We start from the raw sequence: 18,225 nt of genomic DNA, 5'->3' as shown, positions 1-18,225 counted from the left end.
GCCCAAAATATAGAAAGTTATTCAGGAATCCAGACGCTTACATTTCCTGCAGGAACCGGAAAATTTCCCCAGCCGTTTTCATCAATCATTACAGTTTCCTCAAACCTTTTAAGTAAATCTTTAAAATTTTTGCCAGCATGCTGTTTCCCCATTTCCATAGGCTTGTTGTAAGCCTCTTTATTGCTTAAAACCACAGCGCATCCGGAATGCGCATCATCTCCTTCACGTGTCCAGCCTAAGCAGTTGGCATCTTCAAAATAATCCCGCTGGTTTCCGTAAGCATGATCTTTTCTGGCTTTAAGGAGTTCTTCAATGCCATCCACCTTCTCAAGGAAAATTTCCTGATCATTTCCATCTCCGCCTTTATCAACATACCGGGCACCATACAGATCCGGGTAAAATACACATGGATAACCATTTTCACGGAGCAAAATAAGTGCATATGCCAGCGGTTTAAACCATAATTCTACCGGAGCTTCAAGATCCTGGAGAGGCTGCGTATCATGGTTGTCTACAAGGCTTACGGAATGCATTGGATCAGCCTGGGTAAGAGTCTGGTCAAAAATTCTCCGGAGATCATAGGAATCTCCCTCCCTTGAAGCAGTATGGAAATTATTCTGCAACGAGCTGTCAAAAAGACTCATGCATCCTTCCGTAACCTCAATATATTTCTGAAGAAGATTCAGCTGTCCGGGAGCCCAGTATTCTCCCACCGCAAAAATGTTTTTTCCTGAATTGGAACGGAGCATGGTGAGCCATTCCTTATAAAAATCAAATGAGATATGCTTTAAGGCATCGAGCCTTACTCCATCAAAATCGCTCAGGCTGAAATACCATTCTGCCCAGCTGTTTAATTCTTCCCGTACAAAAGGGTTACGGTGCTCAATGTCGTTATACATCAGGTAATCATAATTCCCTTTTTCATCATCAATCATTTCTTCCCAGTCGTTTCCGTATTCGGACTGGATCTTAAAAATGTGTGAATCCATTCCTTCAGCATAATCCACGCCGCTGAAACAGGTGAAATTCCATTCAAAATCAGAATATTTTTTTTCTCTTCCGGGAAATGTGAATTGGGTATAGGATTCTATCTCAATGACATCGGAAATCACTTTTTCCCTGTTGTTTTCGTCTACTTTTACAGCTTTAAACTTTTCCAGTTCGTCACCGCCTGCCTTATGTCCCAAAACAATGTCCACTATAACTTCAATATTCTGTTTTTTTAAAGCTTTAATGGTATTTAAGTAATCATCCTTACTCCCGTATTTGGTAGGAATACTTCCTTTCTGGTCAAATTCTCCGAGATCGTACAGATCATAAGCATCGTAACCTACCGAGTAACCGCCATTTGCCCCTTTATAAGCAGGAGGAAACCATACCGAAGTGATTCCTAATTCTGCCAGGTGGGCAGCCTCCTTTTCTGCTTCTTTCCATAGTGTTCCGTTTCCTTCAGAATACCAGTGGAAAAATTGAATCATCGTTGCATTCATAGGCTGTAATTTGGTTGATTTTCTACAAGATAGTGAAAATTTTCCACCCGTCAGCGTTCAAATTCTTCAAACGGAATTTTTAGTTGAATGGAAACCTGTTTTTTTTCTTCGGTGTTGAGGTGGGAGAGAGAAAGTCCCAATAATCTTACAGGTTTGTCAAAAGGCCTGAGTTCCCAAAGTCTTTTCCCGGTATTGAAGTACTGTTCGGCGGAAGTAAAGTATTCTTCCTTTGTGAAGCTTCTGGTATAAAGAGAAAAATCTTTATATTTAATTTTTAAGGTTAAAGCCCTGCCCAGAATATTATTCTTTTGTAATCTCTGATGAAGTTCTTTGCTCAGGTGTTCCAGTTTTTCGTTGATTGCCTGGTCATCAAAAAGATCCTCAAAGAAAGTTCTTTCCACAGCAACACTCTTCTGGATCCGGTGAGGTTTTACCTCAGAATTATGAATACCGCGAACAACATGGTAATAATAGCTCCCGGACTTTCCAAAAAGCCTTACAAGTTCTTCAATGGTCTTTTTCTTTAAATCTTTTCCTTTATAAATTCCTAAACTAAACATTTTGTTAGCCGTAACTTTTCCTACACCGTAAAATTTTTCAACCGGAAGCTCTTCAAGAAAGCCTTCAATTCTGTCAGGGTGAATGGTTTTCTGGCCATTTGGTTTATTGATATCGGAAGCTACTTTTGCCAGGAATTTATTTACTGAAATCCCTGCAGAAGCAGTTAATCCGGTTTGCTCAAATATTTTCTGACGGATTTCTTTGGCAATCTGGTTGGCAGATTCTATGTCTTTCTTATTTTCGGTAACGTCAAGATAAGCTTCGTCTAAAGAAAGAGGTTCTACAAGATCAGTGTATTCGTGAAAAATTTCACGGATCTGTCTTGATATTTCTTTATACCGGGCAAAGCGGGGCGGAACAAAAATAATATGCGGGCATTTTTCCTTAGCTGTTTTACTGGGCATTGCCGAACGTACGCCATATTTTCTTGCTTCATAGCTTGCTGCCGAAACCACACCCCGGTGTTCTCCTCCTACAGCAATGGGTTTCCCCTTAAGCGAGGGATTGTCATGCTGTTCCACAGAAGCGTAAAACGCATCCATATCAACATGAATAATCTTGCGGATGGGAAAAGAAGAATCCATACCGCAAAGATATGGATTCCTTTATTTTGAATTGAATTCTGATTATGTTTTCATTCTCATGGTAACGAGTAAGGATTCAAATCCTGCTTTTTCATAAGCTTTTACAGCAGATTCATTTTGAGCATAAACATCGAGTCTTATTTCGGAAATATCTCTGGACTTTGCCCAGCTGATTAATCCATCAAGGATCAGTTTATTGATTCCTTTTCCTCTGTGCTCAGGTTTTACATACATAAATCCCAGATAAGCATACTGCTCAAAATTGGAATAGTTATTTGCCGGTTTTCTGATGAGTGCATAACCGGAAGCTATGATTTCGTTATTTTCTTCAACGACAAGTACGAAGGCTTCGTCAGATTTTATCAGGTGAAGCAGATCATAGTAATGAATTTCTCCGGCTATAAGAGTGCTGTTAAATGGTCTTTCAGCAGAAACAATTCCCTGTTCAAATTCTAAAAGAACTTTATGATCTTGTTCTGTAGCTTCCCGGACAATCATTATTGTAAAAGACGGTTGATGGTTTCCTGGATTTCCGGGTCCTCAGGGGAGATTGCATAATATTTTGCAATAGAGGATTTCTGGTCTATGACCATATATCTTGGAATCCAGTTGAGGTCGATATAGTTGTTGAAATCATTTTTCCAGCCGGAAGCAAACCAGTAATTATCCTTATCCTTCATATTGAATCTGTCAAGACTCTTGTCAAAACCTTCTTTGGATCTTTCCAGTGAGAGGAATACGAAATCTATATTCGGATTGTTTTTTTCAAGTTCTTCGGCTTTTGGAAGGGCTTTTAAACAGTCTCTGCACCATCCTGCCCAGAAATCGATCACCAGAACTTTTCCTTTGTGGGAATCAAGAATCTGCTGAATGGTAACGTTCTTTCCTTCTTCATCTTCCAGTTTCTGCGTCAAAGCTTCTTTGGAGAAACTTGTTTTGAGTACTTTCGGCTGCTGTTGTGAATAGCCCAGTCCGAAAACACTTATCATAAAAATTAATGCTAACTTTTTCATTTTTTCAATTTCATAGATACAAATCTAAACAATGAAACGCAATTTATAATTGATTTCTTATGAATTAGGAAAAATTTATGAGATTGAAAATTTCTATAAATGCCTACTGATAGTTTTTGACCAGGCCTTTTACTACGGCAATGACATTCGGCATGGCTTTATTCGCAGCATTCAGAACTTCTTCATGGGAAACGGAAAGTGCAATATCCGGTCCGCCAAGGTCTGTGATAACGGAAATGCAGAAAACATCCATATTCATATGTCTGGCAACAATAACTTCAGGAACAGTGCTCATTCCTACCATATCACCACCAATGGCTTTAATCATGCCATATTCTGCTGGCGTTTCAAAAGTTGGGCCCTGTAAAGCCACATAAACTCCCTGGTAAATGTTAATATTGTTCTCAGCGGCAGCCTTCTCGGCGGTTTCGATCATTTTTTTGTTATAAGGTTCACTCATATCCACAAAACGCGGTCCGAATGATTCAATATTTTTACCCCGAAGCGGATGTTCAGGCATCATATTGATATGATCTTTTAAAATAATAATATCTGCAATACCGTAAGTTTGATTTATACCACCAGAAGCATTGGAAAGGATAAGATTTTTAATTCCCAGAAGATGAAAAACCCTGATCGGGAAAGTTACCGTTTCCATGGAATGGCCTTCATAATAATGAAAACGCCCGCTCATCATCAGAACTTTTTTACCCTCCAGAATTCCGTAAATTAATTTTCCTCCATGCCCGACAACAGTGGTCTGGGGAAAATTAGGAATTTCAGAATATTCCAAAACATGAATAGCTTCCACTTCATCCTGCAGTTTTCCCAGGCCGGAGCCTAAAACAACGGCAAAATCCGGAACTTCTTTGATGGTATTTTTGATGAAATCAGCAGTCTGCTTAATTTTTTCTAACATAATCTAAGATGATTTGGTTGAATTCTTCCTTTTTATCAATGATAACATTAATAGGCCAGTAGTAAACAATTTCTCTAAGATAGTCAAAAGTTTTCAGACGTACATAATCTTTCTCTGTGGTAAGAATCAGCTTATATTCGCCTAGTTTTTTATATTCAGCAGTGATTTTTTTAATGTCGTCATCTGTAAAATTATGATGATCCCTGAATTTTAAATGCTTAACCCGTTGTGAAAATTTTGCCAGATGCTCAAGAAGCGGTTTAGGGTTGGCAATTCCTGTGATGAGAAGGATGTCGTAATAGTTCAGGTTATTGTCCGGAAGCATCTTGTCTTTTCCGTACACGTTTTCATCATAACCGATGGATGAAAAGAATACTTTCTGGTTATGGGACGGCCTGATCCTTGAAATATAGTAGCGTTTGGTTTCTTCGGTAAGTTCATCAGGGCATTTGCTGACCATGATGATATTGGCTCTTTTGGAGCCGTTTCTGGATTCTCTTAAATCTCCGGCAGGCAGAAGGTGATCTTTAAAATAAGGATCATTAAAATCCGTCATCAGAATATTGAATCCTGCTTTGATGGCTCTGTGCTGCAGGGCATCATCCAAAACAAGAACATCAAGATCCATATCTTCAATCACTTTTTTGGCTCCGGGAACTCTTTCTTCTGAAACGGCAATAACGAAACGGTTTTTGAAGCGCTCAAAAAGCTGCATGGCTTCATCACCTACAATTTTATAGTTGCTTTCATAATTCGTTACTTCGTAGCCTTTCGTCAACCTTCCGTAACCGCGTGAAAGAACTCCCGTCCTGTAATGTTTGGACAGGTATTGGGCAAGATACATCACCATTGGTGATTTTCCGCTTCCGCCCACAGAAAGGTTACCGACATTGATTATCGGAGTCTTGAACTTTGTCGTTTTAAAAACGCCCAGATCATACATTGTGTTCCGGATACCCGTTACCAAATGATAACCGAGGGAAAAAGGATAAAGGTACCATCTTTTCATACGTTTGCAAAAATAGGAATTTTCACAAGGATTCTGAGCAATATTCTCAAAGACTTTTCAACAAATATTTCATTAAATTAAAGTATTTTTGTAGAGTTATTTATCATACATTGAGATACTTTATTGAATTTTCTTACAACGGGAAAAATTATTTCGGTTATCAGATACAGCCGGATGCCATTTCTGTGCAGGAAGAGCTGGAAAAAGCCCTTTCTACTATACTGAGGGAAGAAATTAAAACAACAGGAGCCGGAAGAACGGATACAGGCGTTCATGCCAGAAAAATATTTGCCCATTTCGATACGGAGCATGCTGTGGCGGAAATGAATTTAGCTTATAAATTGAATAGTTTCCTGCCACCTGATATTGCTGTAAAAAGGATCTTTCCAGTGAAAGAGGATTTTCATGCCCGTTTTGATGCTACCTACAGAACGTACGAGTATTATATTTCCCTGGCGAAAAACCCTTTCACTCAGGAATCGGCATGGCAGCACTGGAAAAGACCGCTGGATATCAGCAGGATGAATGAAGCCTGTAAAATTTTATTTGAATATGAAGATTTTACAAGTTTTGCCAAATTAAAAACCGATAATAAAACCAATATCTGCAAAATCTACAAAGCAGAGTGGGAGCAGGATGGAACAGAACTTAAGTTTACGGTTTCAGCCAACCGATTTCTCAGAAATATGGTCCGCGCTATTGTAGGGACTATGGTTGAAATCGGAAGTGGTAAAATAAAACCTGAAGATCTTCGCAAAATTATTGAAGACAAGCATCGTAATGCGGCAGGAACTTCAGCTCCGGGCCATGGATTGTTTCTTGTGGATGTAGGGTACGAATTTTAAAATTTCAGTGATTTTACGGATATCCTTTTGTTTTACAGCATTGAAAAAAATACTATTTTAGCGATCGATGACTATTCCATGAAAATTATTGCATTATTTTTCATAAAATAGGATAGTCTGGAAATGTTAAATATATAAAACACGAATTATGTTATCAATTTTTATTCTTATTGGTGCTTACAGATATTATGCGCAGCTGGCGGAAAGGTTTGGAAAAACAAAGTGGCATTATGGGATTTTAGCGATTGGTGTGTATCTTGGAACCCAACTGTTCTTTGGCTTTTCTTATGGGATTTATCAGGGACTTACAGATCCTGCTGCTGCAGAAAATGTAAATTATACAGGATTTTCCATGATTAATATTATCAGCTGGATCATTTCCATTGCGGCTGTATACGGTGTTTATCAGCTTCTTGAGAAGAAATTTGTGAAAGAACACGTCAATAAACCTTCTCTGGAAATTGAAAAAATAGGAGATAAAGATTTGTAACGGACGTCACGGTGACTGAGGCTCTCGAAGTCACCCACTTTCCCGGCCCCATCATAAAAAACTATGTGTCATGACTGAAACCGAAAAATTAGCTTTTGCCCTGAATCAGTTTGCCGGTCTTTCGGAAGATGAATTTAAACAGTCTGAAGATTTCTGGATGCCCAGAACTTATAAAAAAGGAGAATTCTATAATCTCCGCGGAACAGTCTGTACTTATTTCGGATTTATTATTGACGGTGTTTTCCGTTCTTACACTATCGAAGAAAAAACAGGTGAGGAAAAAAATGTTTTCCTGTATTCTGCGAACGGTTTTGTAGTTTCCTTTAAAAGTTTTATCAATCAGATTCCGTGTGATTATCATACCCAGGCATTGACGGATGCTTCCATTATTTATATCCGGTATACAGATTTGCTCTCACTGTACCGGAACTCGCATCAATGGGAAAAATTCGGGAGGCTTCTGGCTCAGGAGGCCTTCAATGTTACCATGACAAGAATTGAGGGTTTTCTGCTGAAATCCCCTGAAGAACGGTATTTAGACCTGATCAGGCAGCATCCTGATATTTTCAATAATGTTCCTTTATACCATATTTCTTCTTATTTAGGAATCCAGGGACCATCTCTGAGCAGAATAAGAAAAAGAATTTCAGGAAAGTAGTACGATTTTAACCGAGGTTAAAATAATCTTCATTTTATCTGCGGAACTTTGCCTCATAATTTAAAACCATAAAGATTATGAAAACAAAAACTATCGTACTGATTCATGGATTATTTGTGAATAATACAAGCTGGAAAGAATGGAAAACTTATTTTGAAGCTCAGGGATATATTGTTCACACCCCTTCCAATCCCGGACATGAAGGAGATCCGGGAAAGCTGAAAATAAATATCCCGTCAGAATTGAAAAATGTAAGTTTTGATGATACCGTCGATCGTTTAGTGAAATTTATTGATACACTTCCTGAGAAACCTGTCGTTATCGGACATTCATTTGGAGGACTGATGGTTCAGAAGCTTATTGATATGGGAAAAGCCAGTGCCGGCGTAAGCATTGATGGTGCGCCTCCAAAAAATGTAATGGCTCCTTTTTCTACTGTAAAAATAGTATGGCCTGTTGTGAATTTTTTTAAAGGAAACAGCCCGTATTTAGGAACTAAAGAATGGTACCATAAAGCTTTTTTCAATAATTATTCAAAAGCAGAAAGTGATAAGTTATATGAAACTGTTGCCGTTCCTGAAAGCCGTAAACTGGCAAGAGACCCGCTTTTCAAGTCTTCAGCAACGTTAGATTTAAAGAAACCTCATGAGCCGCTGCTTTTCATTGCCGGTTCCGACGACCATATTTTTCCTGCAGCTTTTTCAAAAAAGATAGCATCCGCTTACAAAGATGAAAACAGTATTGTGGATTTTAAGGAATTTGAAGGCAGAAGCCATTTCATCTGTGGTGAGAGAGAATGGGAAGAAGTAGCGGGATATATTCTGAACTGGCTGAAAAACCTGGCTTAATATATTCATACTATAAATGATCCTTATCTGAAATTTTCTATGACGATTTGACGAACTTCTACAGGCTGTCAAATTTTAAAGTCTTATTTTTGCATGGAATTTTAAATTCTTTCTTCAACTCGTACAATGAAAAAACAAGATACCTGGGGGATTGTTAAAAGGCTGTTCTTTATAGGAATGAAATTCCGGTCCTGGTTCATCCTTACTTTAATCATTTCCGTCTTACTGTCCATAGTTTCTACCTTTAGACCTTATCTTACCATGGAGGTGGTGGATAATGATATCACCAGGCTTAAAGATAAAGCCTTGATGATGAAGCATATCTATATGCTGGTAGGTTTGGTTTTTGCGGAAACTGTTTTAAACTTTTTCCTGGTTTACTTCTCGAATTATATTTCGCAGAACGTTATCCGCGACATCAGGGAAAGGCTGTACGCAAAGCTGATCTATTTCAGAACATCATTTTTCGACAAAACTCCTATCGGGCAGCTTGTAACCCGTGCTGTAGGAGATGTGGAAACTATTGCCACGGTTTATACGGATGGTTTCCTTATGGTTTTCGGGGATATTCTCAGAATTGTATTTGTTTTGATCATGATGTTCAGCACCAATGTACATTTGAGTTATATTACATTGGCTATCCTTCCTTTGATGGTTCTGATTACCAGGTTTTTCCAGAAAAGGCTGAAAAAAGCTTTCGGAGATGAAAGAACATGGACGGCCAACCAGAATTCTTTTGTTCAGGAAAGGCTTGCGGGAATGTCCATCATTCAGGTATTCAACAGGCAGGAAGCTGAATTTAAAAAATTTGACGATATTAATATTACCCTGAAGGGCGCTTTATTGAGAACAGTTTTTATTTTCTCTCTGTTCTTTCCCGTAGTAGAGCTTATATCTTCTTTATTTATAGGGTTTATCCTGTTCTATGGAGGATATATTACCATAAGTGCCGGGGTTGTTATTGCATTTATCCAGTATATTTCGATGCTGATCCGTCCGTTGAGACAGATTGCAGACCGTTTCAATAATATCCAGAGAGGTATTGTAGGAGCAGAAAGAGTTTTGGGTGTGATGGATGAAGATTATGCCATGCCAAATACAGGAACCGTGAAAAAGGACCATTTTGATGGCAAAATCGAATTTGAGAAGGTACATTTTGCTTACGATGATAAACAGGAAGTCCTGAAAGGAATTGATTTTAAAGTAAATCCGGGAGAAACAGTCGCTATTGTGGGGGCAACCGGTGCAGGGAAGTCTACCATTATCAGTTTGATCACAAGACTTTATGATATTAACTCAGGGAATATCAGAATCGATGATGTTGACTTAAAAGACTATGAGCTTTATAACCTGAGAAGTCATATCGGAGTGGTTCTACAGGATGTATTCCTTTTCCACGGCAGTATTTTTGAAAATCTCGCCTTTGGGGATGAAAGCATTACTCTGGAAAAAATAAAAGCAGGTGCAAAAGAAATTGAAGTAGACCAGTTTATAGAGCAGCTTCCGGGAGGGTATGATTTTGTGGTGAGCGAAAGAGGCTCTTCTATTTCTCTGGGACAGAGACAGCTGTTGTCTTTCCTGAGAGCTTATTTGTCAGATCCTAAAATCCTCATTCTGGATGAAGCCACTTCTTCCATAGACCATGAAAGTGAGAAGCTGATCCAGAGAGCCACCGAAAAAATTACGAGAAACAGAACCTCAATTATTATTGCCCACAGGCTTTCCACCATTGAAAAAGCAGATAAAATTATTGTTATGGAGCATGGAAAGATTGTAGAAGAAGGAAAACACCTGGAGCTTCTTGACAAAAATGGATATTACGCAACACTTTATAAGGCCCAGCTGAGACATGAAGTGGAGCTGGAAGAGGAAAAACAGAAATAAAGATACAGTAAAAAGAGAGCTTTGGAAATGGAGCTCTCTTTTTATTGGATTAAGTCTTTTTAAAGCCGCAGAAAACAAAATTCTGAACTGTTCCGAAAGGAGTGATGTGATCCTGAGTGAAGCACTTTATTTTCGTAAAATCTGATCTGAATGTTTCAGACAATGTAACTTCGTCGTATTGTAGGATATCCAGTCCGCTGCACTTTTTCGGGCCGTCTTTTGAAAAAGTTCCCAGAATCATGAACCCGGTTACCCATTTTCCTGCCGTACTGATGTATTTTGAAACCTGTTCCGGGGCAGTCAGGAAATGAAAGGCGGCTCTGTCATGCCAGATATCATACGTTTCTGAAGGTTCGAATGCTGTCATGTCTGAAACAATCCACTTCACCTGATCAGCTTTTTTGCCCAGCCTTTCCTTTGCTTTTTCCAGAGCTTTGGCAGAAATATCAAGGACGGTAATGTTTTCATAACCTTCTTCAAGAAGAAAATCAACAAGATTGCTGTCTCCACCACCAATATCAATGATTTTGGACTCTTTTCCCAATCCAAAAGAGCGGATGAAGTCAAGCGATGTTTCAGGCTTTTCCTGTGTCCAGCTCACCTCGTCAGGATTTTTAGTTTCATATACGTTTTCCCAGTGTTTTCTGTTGGTGTCGTTCATTGGTAGATTTAATCTTTCAAATGTATCAATTAATCAGTTAGTTTTGCCGGATTTTTTTAGCGGTTTCGGCTTCATATAAAACCAATTGAAAGTATGTTCGCGAATTCCTGCATAGCAGTATGACGGATAAGAATAATTGATTTTTCTATATAAGCAGTATCAAAAAAACAACTTGTTTCAGAGCATCATATACAGTTTCTTAAAAAAAAAACAATCATTTTTCCTGAATTAGCAGGTCTTTCAAGCCATTTTTCAGGGAAATTCTGGGCTCTTGGAATTGCTTGATAATGATGAAAAAATGCAAAATCCTTATGAAATCTTGAAATTGAGTAAAAAAATAGTATTTACCTGATGATTATATTGGAAAATTCACTAATTTTATTACAAATTTAGAATGTGCCCCGTTTTACTGAAGGGTATAAAGTGTAAAGTTGATTTTTTTAACTAAAATCCAAAAATATAAAATGAGCGATATACAAGATGAATTTAAAGTCTTTAAAGACGAGCTGAAAAAACTGAATATTGATGTACAGAAAGTAGTGAAAGTAGGGAACGGAAGCATGGATTTTCATGAGGTTTTTTACAAATCACCAAGGTATCAGGAAGTGAAGAGTGTGTATGTCCAGCGTCATAATCTGGACAGTATGGTGGAGAAATTTAAAAAGGCTTACCATTAAAATATAAACCGGGCGCCGCAGAGAATCTGCGGCGCCTGGCTTTTAAACGTATTAATTAATCTTTATCCAGTGCTGAATTGTTCTTTGTGTCCTTCATTCCGGCATAAACGATCAGTGAAAATAAAATACATCCGGTAATATACCAGTAGAAATATTGTTCTGTTCCGGTCTGTTTAAACCAAAGTGCTATATATTCGGCAGTTCCTCCAAAAATAGCAACGGTAAGGGCATATGGAAGTCCCACTCCCAGAGCCCTGATCTCTGAAGGGAAAAGCTCCGCCTTTACAACTGCGTTAATGGATGTATAGCCACTGACGATAATCAAGGCTGCCATAATGAGGAAAAATGCTGTCCACATTGAAGTGGTCGTGCTTAAAGCTGTAAGCAGAGGAACTGTAAACAATGTGCCGAGAATTCCAAAACCTAAAAGCAGAGGCCTCCTTCCGATTCTGTCTGATAATGCTCCGAATACAGGCTGCAGGCAGGCAAATATAAACAATGAGATAAAAGAGATCAGGGTAGATTGCTCTTTGGTAAGATGAACAGTATTCACTAAAAATTTCTGCATATACGTGGTGTATGTATAAAATGCCAGAGTTCCTCCCAAAGTCAGCCCTACAACGGTAAGCAATGCTTTAGGGTGCTTAAGGAGCTCCTTTACTGTTCCTTTCTTCTTTTCACTGACTTCCTTTTTATTTTCGAAAGCTTCAGTCTCGTGAAGATTGGCTCTTAAATATAAGGCGATTACTGAAAGCAGTGCCCCGATTACAAAAGGAATTCTCCATCCCCATTCTTCGAGCTGAGCTTCTGTTAAAAGCAGTTTTTGCAGAATCAACTGAATTCCCAATGCAATCAGCTGGCCGCCAATCAGCGTTACATATTGAAAGCTTGAATAAAACCCCCTGCGGTTTTCTGATGCCATTTCACTGAGATAAGTGGCAGAAACGCCATATTCTCCGCCAACACTTAACCCTTGCAGCAACCTTGCGATAAGCAGTAAAACAGGTGCCAGAATTCCTATAGTTTTATAAGTTGGAGTAAGCGCAATAAGAAGCGAACCGAAAGACATCAGCAGTACCGAAAGAGTCATTGCCTTTTTTCTCCCAATCTTATCAGCAATACTTCCGAATATCCATCCTCCGATTGGCCTCATCAAAAAACCTACGGCAAAGATACCCGCTGTATTCATCAGCTGGGCATTAAGATCCGAATCCGGAAAAAATGAATTGGAAAAATAAATGGCAAAGGCGGCATACGCATACCAGTCATACCATTCAACGAGATTTCCGATAGATCCGCCTACAATGGCTTTGATTCTTTGGGCAGTGGTTATAGGTGATGAATTCATAGATTTAGCTTGTAAATAATAGGAGATATAAAAAGCCAAGATACAAATTTCATCAAAAAAATAAACCGCTCTGAAAAGAACGGTTTGATCTTATGTATGGATAATTATTAAAATCTGTAACCAATAGAAAGTCCGCTTCTGAAGCCGGCCCACGGCCCGTCTACTTTTACTTTTGCACCATTGGCATTTGTTTCCACCGTATAATCTACAAAAGGGATGTCCAGATTTTCTATTTCTTTTTTAAGCTGTGCCTGCATTTCCGGTGTCAAAACATAATCGCTGGTCATCGTAAAATCACCTTTTCCACTTCCGTAATGAGCGCCTGCGATCCAGAAATCAAGGACAAGATTTTGGCTTCGGGTTAAAAAAAACTGTGCGCCGACCATCAGTCCGCCGCTGTTTCCGCTCGTGCTTCCCTGGCCTTTGAGTGGAATCTGATAAGTATTTCCGTCCACAGCATCATAATCGTAATAGAAATCGAAGCTATTGGAAGAAACATCCGAGTACCTGTAATAAGGGGCGAAATAGAATCCTTTGCCATAGCCTTTTCCAATGTAAAACCTGGGTTCAATAGTAAAGTTTGTTGCTTTTACTCTAAGGTTCTGGAATCTTTTTTCATCTTCATCTTTTAAAAATGCATTAATGAAAGGAACTTTTCCTTGTGTCATTGTTCCGAAACCGATATTGAGGGAGAACCATTGGGTAATTGCCCTTTCGTAAGACAGGTTGATATTCCTGAATGCATAAGCGGTTACATTGGTTTTAATAATATTCATTTTCTCTGAAGGAACAGCCTGAAGTTCCTGGGCATCTATTTCTGAGAGCAGAAAACAGGGAATTAAAATGAGAAACTTTTTCATGATTTTATATTTTGTGATGTAAAATATTATCAGCAAAAATTGTACAATAAATTAATTGTATTTAAATATGATTGTATTTTAATCTTAAAATAAATGATTTTTTTATTGTTTATTCTGTGTATTTGCAGTGATGTGAAAAGATAATGAAAGTGTAATAGAAGGAAAATCCTCCCCAATACCTCATTTTCCACTTTTATTTTTGGGAAAACCTGACAGATATGTAACAAATATCAGATCTTGTATGTCTTATTTACATCAATACAATTTTATTTCTAATATGAAAAAAGTTCTGTATCCTGTATTTTTTCTTTTGGGTATTTCAGTGTTTTCGCAGGAAAAGATGAAAAATGATACGATAGGGAAGGAAACTGCGAAAGAAATCCAGGAAGTGATTCTGAAATCTCAACGAAAAAAACAGTTTGCGGATAAATCTGTTTATACCTTTGATAAAGAGGCACTGGAGAAAGCAAGATATGCAAAAGACCTGCTTCAGACGTTGCCGGAATTACAGCTTGATCCCGTTTCCAATACCATCACAAGTACGAAAGGCGGAACCACACTGTTTCTTATTAATGGAATAGAAGCTACAGATATGCAGATCCGCAGTGTTCCACCCAGTGAAGTGGTAAAAGTGGAATATTATGATATACCACCGGCAAGATGGGCATCAAGGGCAGAAACCGTGATTAACCTTATTACCAGATCCAATGAAACAGGATATGTTTTCGGGGTTGATGCTATGTCGGGACTTACTACTGGATTTATAAATGCTTCTGCGTATGCTAATTTTACGAAAGGGAAAAATAATTTTGGGTTAGAATATTCATTGAATCTAAGGGATTATGATGACAGGAATGTTCAGAGTATCTATGATTACCGGTTAAACGGAGAACATTACCGTTCGGATGAGATGAGGAAAGATCATTTCGGATATACCTCCCAGAATATTGCTTTACGTTATACACGGATGGTTCCCGATAATTATGCTTTTCAGGCTAAACTGAATATGGATATTGTCAGCAGGTTTTCAAAAGGAACCGGTGAAAGCGTTTTTACAAAAGACAGCTTTATGGAAGAGCATGAAATGTTTAAAAATAACGGTTCAAATTATGCTATTCCCAAGGTAGATTTGTATTATTCAAAAAAGATCGGGACTAAGGATGAGCTCAGTTTAAATGGAGTAGGTTCTCATTATAAAACCAATACTACAGAATCGGCCAGGGAATGGATCATCCCTTCCGGAATCTCGGTGTACGATAATGATATGGTCCTGAAAACTGAACAAACTAATTTTGTAGGTGAGCTTGCCCATACCCATGATTTTAAGGCAGGAAAGCTTTCTTCAGGCTATCGTGTTTCCAGTACTACTATTTCCAATGACCTGAATAATCTTGCCGGATATTCACAATACAGCGTTAATTACCTGGAACAGTATTTTTACTCCGAATTTTCCGGAAAAGTTGATAAGTTCAGCTACAGGGTCGGTGCAGGATTAACCAATATCCATAATAAAAGTGCTGCCAATACTTTTGATGAATGGTCATTTACCCCAAAAGTTATTTTAGGTTATCAGCTTAAAAGTAACCAAAGCCTTAGACTGACGAGCAGTTATAGCCCTACAAGTCCGTGGAGCAGTGCACTCAGCAGTAATGTGGTTCAGCTGGCTCCGAATATTGTTCAGAAGGGAAATCCTTTCCTGAAATCACAACAGAACTTTTCCAATAATTTAATTTATTCTTTTAATAATAAGAAATTTGATTTTAATGCTGCTCTTTTTTACCGCTATACAGACCGCGTTATCAATCAGTATTACGTTTTGGATGACACGTTCGGAGGATATGCATTAACTTATGAAAACGGAAAAAATGCACAGCGTTATGGAATACAGTTATCGGGATCTTACAAACCTTTCGGAAGCAGTCTGCTCGTATTGAAGGCTGTACTGACACCAACTTCAGAAACTTTAAGAACCAGCAAAGGTGCATTGATTAAGAATGATTATTTAGCGAATAATTTTTCAGTATCCTCAGAATATAAATCTTTCAGTGTGCAGTATATGGTGAATATCCCGGTTTACACGCTGAATGGTGCTTTTCTCAACACCAATGAGAACCAGAATCATTTCTTTGCGACGTACAAACTTAAAAGCTGGAGTTTTACAGCGGGAATATACTGGATCGGAATGTCTTCGGAATACAAAACCAAAAGTCTTCCGGAAAGCTTGGTAGATTATAATCTGCATACTAAAATCATGAATAACAAATCAATGTTTGTCTTGGGAGTAAGCTTTGATTTTTCAAAAGGAAAGAAAACGGAAATCCAGAGAAAACTGAATAATGAAACTGCTCCTGCAGCTACTTTTTAATTTTTTAATGAATGTTTAATAAAGCCGCCGCCCGATGAAATCGGGCTGCGGTTCTGTGCGTTATATATCATTTTTAGTTGCTCATTATTTTGCGGTATGCATGAATATCTTCAATAGTTACCACGCTCATTCCTTTTCTGGACGCGAAGTCCACGATTTCCGGAAGTCTTGCCATAGAGCCGTCTTCGTTTGTAAGTTCGCAAAGTACGGCATCATCACCCAGGTTGGCCATTTTCACCAGATCCACACTGCCTTCCGTATGCCCGCGCCTTTCGAAAACACCGCCTTTTTTGGCGATCAAAGGAAAAACATGTCCCGGACTTGCAATATGACCGGCTTCTGCATTTTCCGCTACAGCTGTTCTGATTGTTGTTACACGATCTTTAGCTGAAACACCGGATTCAACGCCCTCTTTGGCTTCAATAGAAATGGTGAATGCTGTCTGGTTTTTAGAGTTGTTGTTTTCCACCATCGGACGAAGGTTGAGGTGCCTGCTTTTCTCCTCTGAAATGCACAGACAAACAATTCCGCTGCATTCGCGGATCAGAAGTGCCATGTCTTTTTCTGTAATAGTGGATGCGGGAAAGATGATATCGCCCTCATTTTCGCGGTTTTCATCATCTACTAAAAGAATTCCTTTTCCCTGTTGTAGTGTAAGAAGTGCATTTTCTACACGTTCTTTGGAGGTTGCTCCAAATTGTTCTAATAATTTTTCCATGTTATTTTACTTTTAAAAGTTAAAATAGTCTTCGGTACATGGAAATGAAATACGGCACAATAAGTCCGTAAGAAATCTTACTGACCGTTTCATTTTCTTCTCCCATCCAGACTTTAACTGTCGGTTTTGGAATTTCACCAAATCAGTCCCTTCAGAAGAAAGGAGTCGCGGACTGTAACCGCCGGTAGGGAATTTCACCCTGCCCCGAAGAAAACTTATACTAAGTTTTACTGTATGTTCTGATTTAAAATTTTATTTCATTCATTATATTTTAACGCACAGACTGCTAATTTCGGGAAGTTTTTTGAATTGAAGAAAATTTTTCTGATGGTATTTATGAATAAATAAGAAGTTTAAGATTACAGGCTGTATCAGTCTGTTTTCTCAAGTGATTTTTTGAATTCTGCAGCAGTGATACCTGTGCCCTGTTTAAAGAATCTTGAAAAATAAGCAGGATCCTCAAATCCCAGCTCGTATCCGATTTCTTTAGTGTTTAGTTTATTGATTGCAAGAAGACGTTTAGCTTCCAATAAAAGACGCTCTTTAATAACCTGAGAGGCAGATTTATCCAGAAACTCTTTTACCAGACTGTTTAGCTTCCGCGGAGTGATCCTGAGCTGTTCAGCATAATCCTGTACCTCGTGATGGGTAGTGTACTGTTCATTCAATAAACGTTTAAAATCAAGAAGGTGCTGATGCTGTATATCAGTCTGAATTTCCTGTTCCTGAAAATGCTGTTTCCGGATACGGAGAATTTCCATTAAGATAATTTTTACATAAGCAGAGATCAGGGAAGAAGTGCCGCTCACATTATTTTTATATTCCTGTAAAGACATGTCTACAAGGGTTTTTAGCTTATCCCACTCAGCAACAGTTAGAGGAATTACCGGATGGTTCTTAAAATGATCAAACAGGAAATAAGAATACAGCTTAGAATCTGTTCCGTTATCATTATCAAAGAAATCATCTTCAAACTGTATTGCAAAACCGTGTCCTCCTTTTTCTCTTATCAGCTGATGAACCTGTTCCGGGGCTGTAAGGAATATAACGGGCCCGGAAAAAGGATAAACTTCGAAATCAATATGATGCACTCCTGTACTGTCTTGCAGAAGGAATATTTCGTAATACGTATGCCGATGAGGGTACTGCCGGTCAAAAATTTTGGATCGGTCATCAAAATCGGCAATAATGATATTCCTTTCCTGTCCTTCAAATTTTGAAAAACTTTTATTTAACGGGTGAGTCGGGATTTTTGATTTCATGTCAAAATGTACAATAGATGATACAATTTATCC

At 38.4% G+C, this 18,225-nt stretch carries 18 protein-coding genes and 1 riboswitch; of the genes, 7 read left to right on the top strand and 11 right to left on the bottom strand.

What is annotated here, in order from left to right; translation table 11 throughout:
• Nucleotides 1–17 precede the first annotated feature (17 nt).
• From HNP36_RS15965 to lpxK, 6 genes are all read right to left on the bottom strand, one after another.
• A complete protein-coding gene (locus HNP36_RS15965; RefSeq protein WP_184165857.1) occupies nucleotides 18–1,490 on the bottom strand; it encodes an alpha-amylase in 1,473 nt (490 codons plus the stop codon).
• Nucleotides 1,491–1,540: 50 nt separating this feature from the next.
• The gene (dinB, locus tag HNP36_RS15960; protein ID WP_184165854.1) at nucleotides 1,541–2,635 is read right to left on the bottom strand and encodes a DNA polymerase IV; all 1,095 of its coding nucleotides are present in this window, start codon (nucleotides 2,633–2,635) and stop codon (nucleotides 1,541–1,543) included.
• 42 nt (nucleotides 2,636–2,677) lie between these two features.
• Entirely contained in the window at nucleotides 2,678–3,133 is a 456-nt protein-coding gene (locus tag HNP36_RS15955) for a GNAT family N-acetyltransferase (protein ID WP_184165836.1), read from the bottom strand.
• Nucleotides 3,133–3,648, bottom strand: coding sequence for a TlpA family protein disulfide reductase (locus tag HNP36_RS15950; protein WP_184165833.1), 516 nt, complete (start codon nucleotides 3,646–3,648; stop codon nucleotides 3,133–3,135). The genes HNP36_RS15955 and HNP36_RS15950 overlap by 1 nt, the downstream gene beginning before the upstream one ends.
• A gap of 103 nt (nucleotides 3,649–3,751) precedes the next feature.
• Nucleotides 3,752–4,567: a purine-nucleoside phosphorylase gene (locus HNP36_RS15945; protein WP_184165829.1), complete on the bottom strand. Its 816-nt coding sequence runs from the start codon at nucleotides 4,565–4,567 to the stop codon at nucleotides 3,752–3,754.
• Nucleotides 4,551–5,576, bottom strand: coding sequence for a tetraacyldisaccharide 4'-kinase (lpxK, locus tag HNP36_RS15940; protein ID WP_184165826.1), 1,026 nt, complete (start codon nucleotides 5,574–5,576; stop codon nucleotides 4,551–4,553). Before lpxK ends, HNP36_RS15945 begins: the two co-directional genes overlap by 17 nt.
• A 110-nt stretch (nucleotides 5,577–5,686) precedes the next feature.
• Here lpxK and truA point away from each other — a divergent pair, with 110 nt between their 5' ends.
• From truA to HNP36_RS15915, 5 genes are all read left to right on the top strand, one after another.
• The gene (gene truA, locus HNP36_RS15935; RefSeq protein ID WP_184165823.1) at nucleotides 5,687–6,421 is read left to right on the top strand and encodes a tRNA pseudouridine(38-40) synthase TruA; all 735 of its coding nucleotides are present in this window, start codon (nucleotides 5,687–5,689) and stop codon (nucleotides 6,419–6,421) included.
• Nucleotides 6,422–6,569: 148 nt separating this feature from the next.
• Nucleotides 6,570–6,911, top strand: coding sequence for a hypothetical protein (locus HNP36_RS15930; protein ID WP_184165820.1), 342 nt, complete (start codon nucleotides 6,570–6,572; stop codon nucleotides 6,909–6,911).
• Between the two features lie 70 nt (nucleotides 6,912–6,981).
• Entirely contained in the window at nucleotides 6,982–7,569 is a 588-nt protein-coding gene (locus HNP36_RS15925) for a Crp/Fnr family transcriptional regulator (RefSeq protein ID WP_184165817.1), read from the top strand.
• Nucleotides 7,570–7,646: 77 nt separating this feature from the next.
• Nucleotides 7,647–8,417, top strand: a complete 771-nt coding sequence (locus tag HNP36_RS15920; protein WP_184165815.1) for an alpha/beta hydrolase — start codon at nucleotides 7,647–7,649, stop codon at nucleotides 8,415–8,417.
• A 126-nt stretch (nucleotides 8,418–8,543) separates the two neighbouring features.
• On the top strand, nucleotides 8,544–10,301 hold the full coding sequence (locus tag HNP36_RS15915; RefSeq protein WP_184165812.1) for an ABC transporter ATP-binding protein: 1,758 nt from the start codon (nucleotides 8,544–8,546) through the stop codon (nucleotides 10,299–10,301).
• A gap of 49 nt (nucleotides 10,302–10,350) precedes the next feature.
• On the opposite strand, the gene HNP36_RS15910 is transcribed toward HNP36_RS15915, so the two are convergent.
• Nucleotides 10,351–10,962, bottom strand: a complete 612-nt coding sequence (locus HNP36_RS15910; protein WP_184165810.1) for a class I SAM-dependent methyltransferase — start codon at nucleotides 10,960–10,962, stop codon at nucleotides 10,351–10,353.
• 464 nt (nucleotides 10,963–11,426) lie between these two features.
• Here HNP36_RS15910 and HNP36_RS15905 point away from each other — a divergent pair, with 464 nt between their 5' ends.
• Nucleotides 11,427–11,639, top strand: coding sequence for a hypothetical protein (locus HNP36_RS15905; RefSeq protein WP_184165808.1), 213 nt, complete (start codon nucleotides 11,427–11,429; stop codon nucleotides 11,637–11,639).
• A gap of 55 nt (nucleotides 11,640–11,694) precedes the next feature.
• Here the strand turns inward: HNP36_RS15905 and HNP36_RS15900 are convergent, their stop codons facing one another.
• Together HNP36_RS15900 and HNP36_RS15895 are read right to left on the bottom strand one after the other, a co-directional pair.
• Nucleotides 11,695–12,987, bottom strand: coding sequence for an MFS transporter (locus HNP36_RS15900; RefSeq protein ID WP_184165807.1), 1,293 nt, complete (start codon nucleotides 12,985–12,987; stop codon nucleotides 11,695–11,697).
• 107 nt (nucleotides 12,988–13,094) lie between these two features.
• Nucleotides 13,095–13,847 (bottom strand): DUF3575 domain-containing protein, encoded by a 753-nt coding sequence (locus HNP36_RS15895; protein WP_184165794.1) that lies wholly within the window; start codon nucleotides 13,845–13,847, stop codon nucleotides 13,095–13,097.
• Nucleotides 13,848–14,124: 277 nt separating this feature from the next.
• Here HNP36_RS15895 and HNP36_RS15890 point away from each other — a divergent pair, with 277 nt between their 5' ends.
• Complete coding sequence (locus tag HNP36_RS15890; RefSeq protein ID WP_184165792.1) at nucleotides 14,125–16,212, top strand: TonB-dependent receptor plug domain-containing protein; 2,088 nt, start codon at nucleotides 14,125–14,127, stop codon at nucleotides 16,210–16,212.
• Between the two features lie 73 nt (nucleotides 16,213–16,285).
• Here HNP36_RS15890 and ribB read toward each other — a convergent pair whose 3' ends face one another.
• Together ribB and HNP36_RS15880 are read right to left on the bottom strand one after the other, a co-directional pair.
• The gene (ribB, locus tag HNP36_RS15885) at nucleotides 16,286–16,930 is read right to left on the bottom strand and encodes a 3,4-dihydroxy-2-butanone-4-phosphate synthase (RefSeq protein ID WP_184165790.1); all 645 of its coding nucleotides are present in this window, start codon (nucleotides 16,928–16,930) and stop codon (nucleotides 16,286–16,288) included.
• Nucleotides 16,931–17,020: 90 nt separating this feature from the next.
• Nucleotides 17,021–17,146: riboswitch (FMN riboswitch) on the bottom strand.
• Nucleotides 17,147–17,301: 155 nt separating this feature from the next.
• Nucleotides 17,302–18,192 (bottom strand): helix-turn-helix domain-containing protein, encoded by an 891-nt coding sequence (locus HNP36_RS15880; RefSeq protein ID WP_184165788.1) that lies wholly within the window; start codon nucleotides 18,190–18,192, stop codon nucleotides 17,302–17,304.
• Nucleotides 18,193–18,225: the final 33 nt, after the last annotated feature.

This window comes from Chryseobacterium shigense (assembly GCF_014207845.1).
Taxonomy (GTDB): Bacteria; Bacteroidota; Bacteroidia; order Flavobacteriales; family Weeksellaceae; genus Chryseobacterium; species Chryseobacterium shigense_A.
This window is presented reverse-complemented; position numbering and strand designations above follow the sequence as displayed.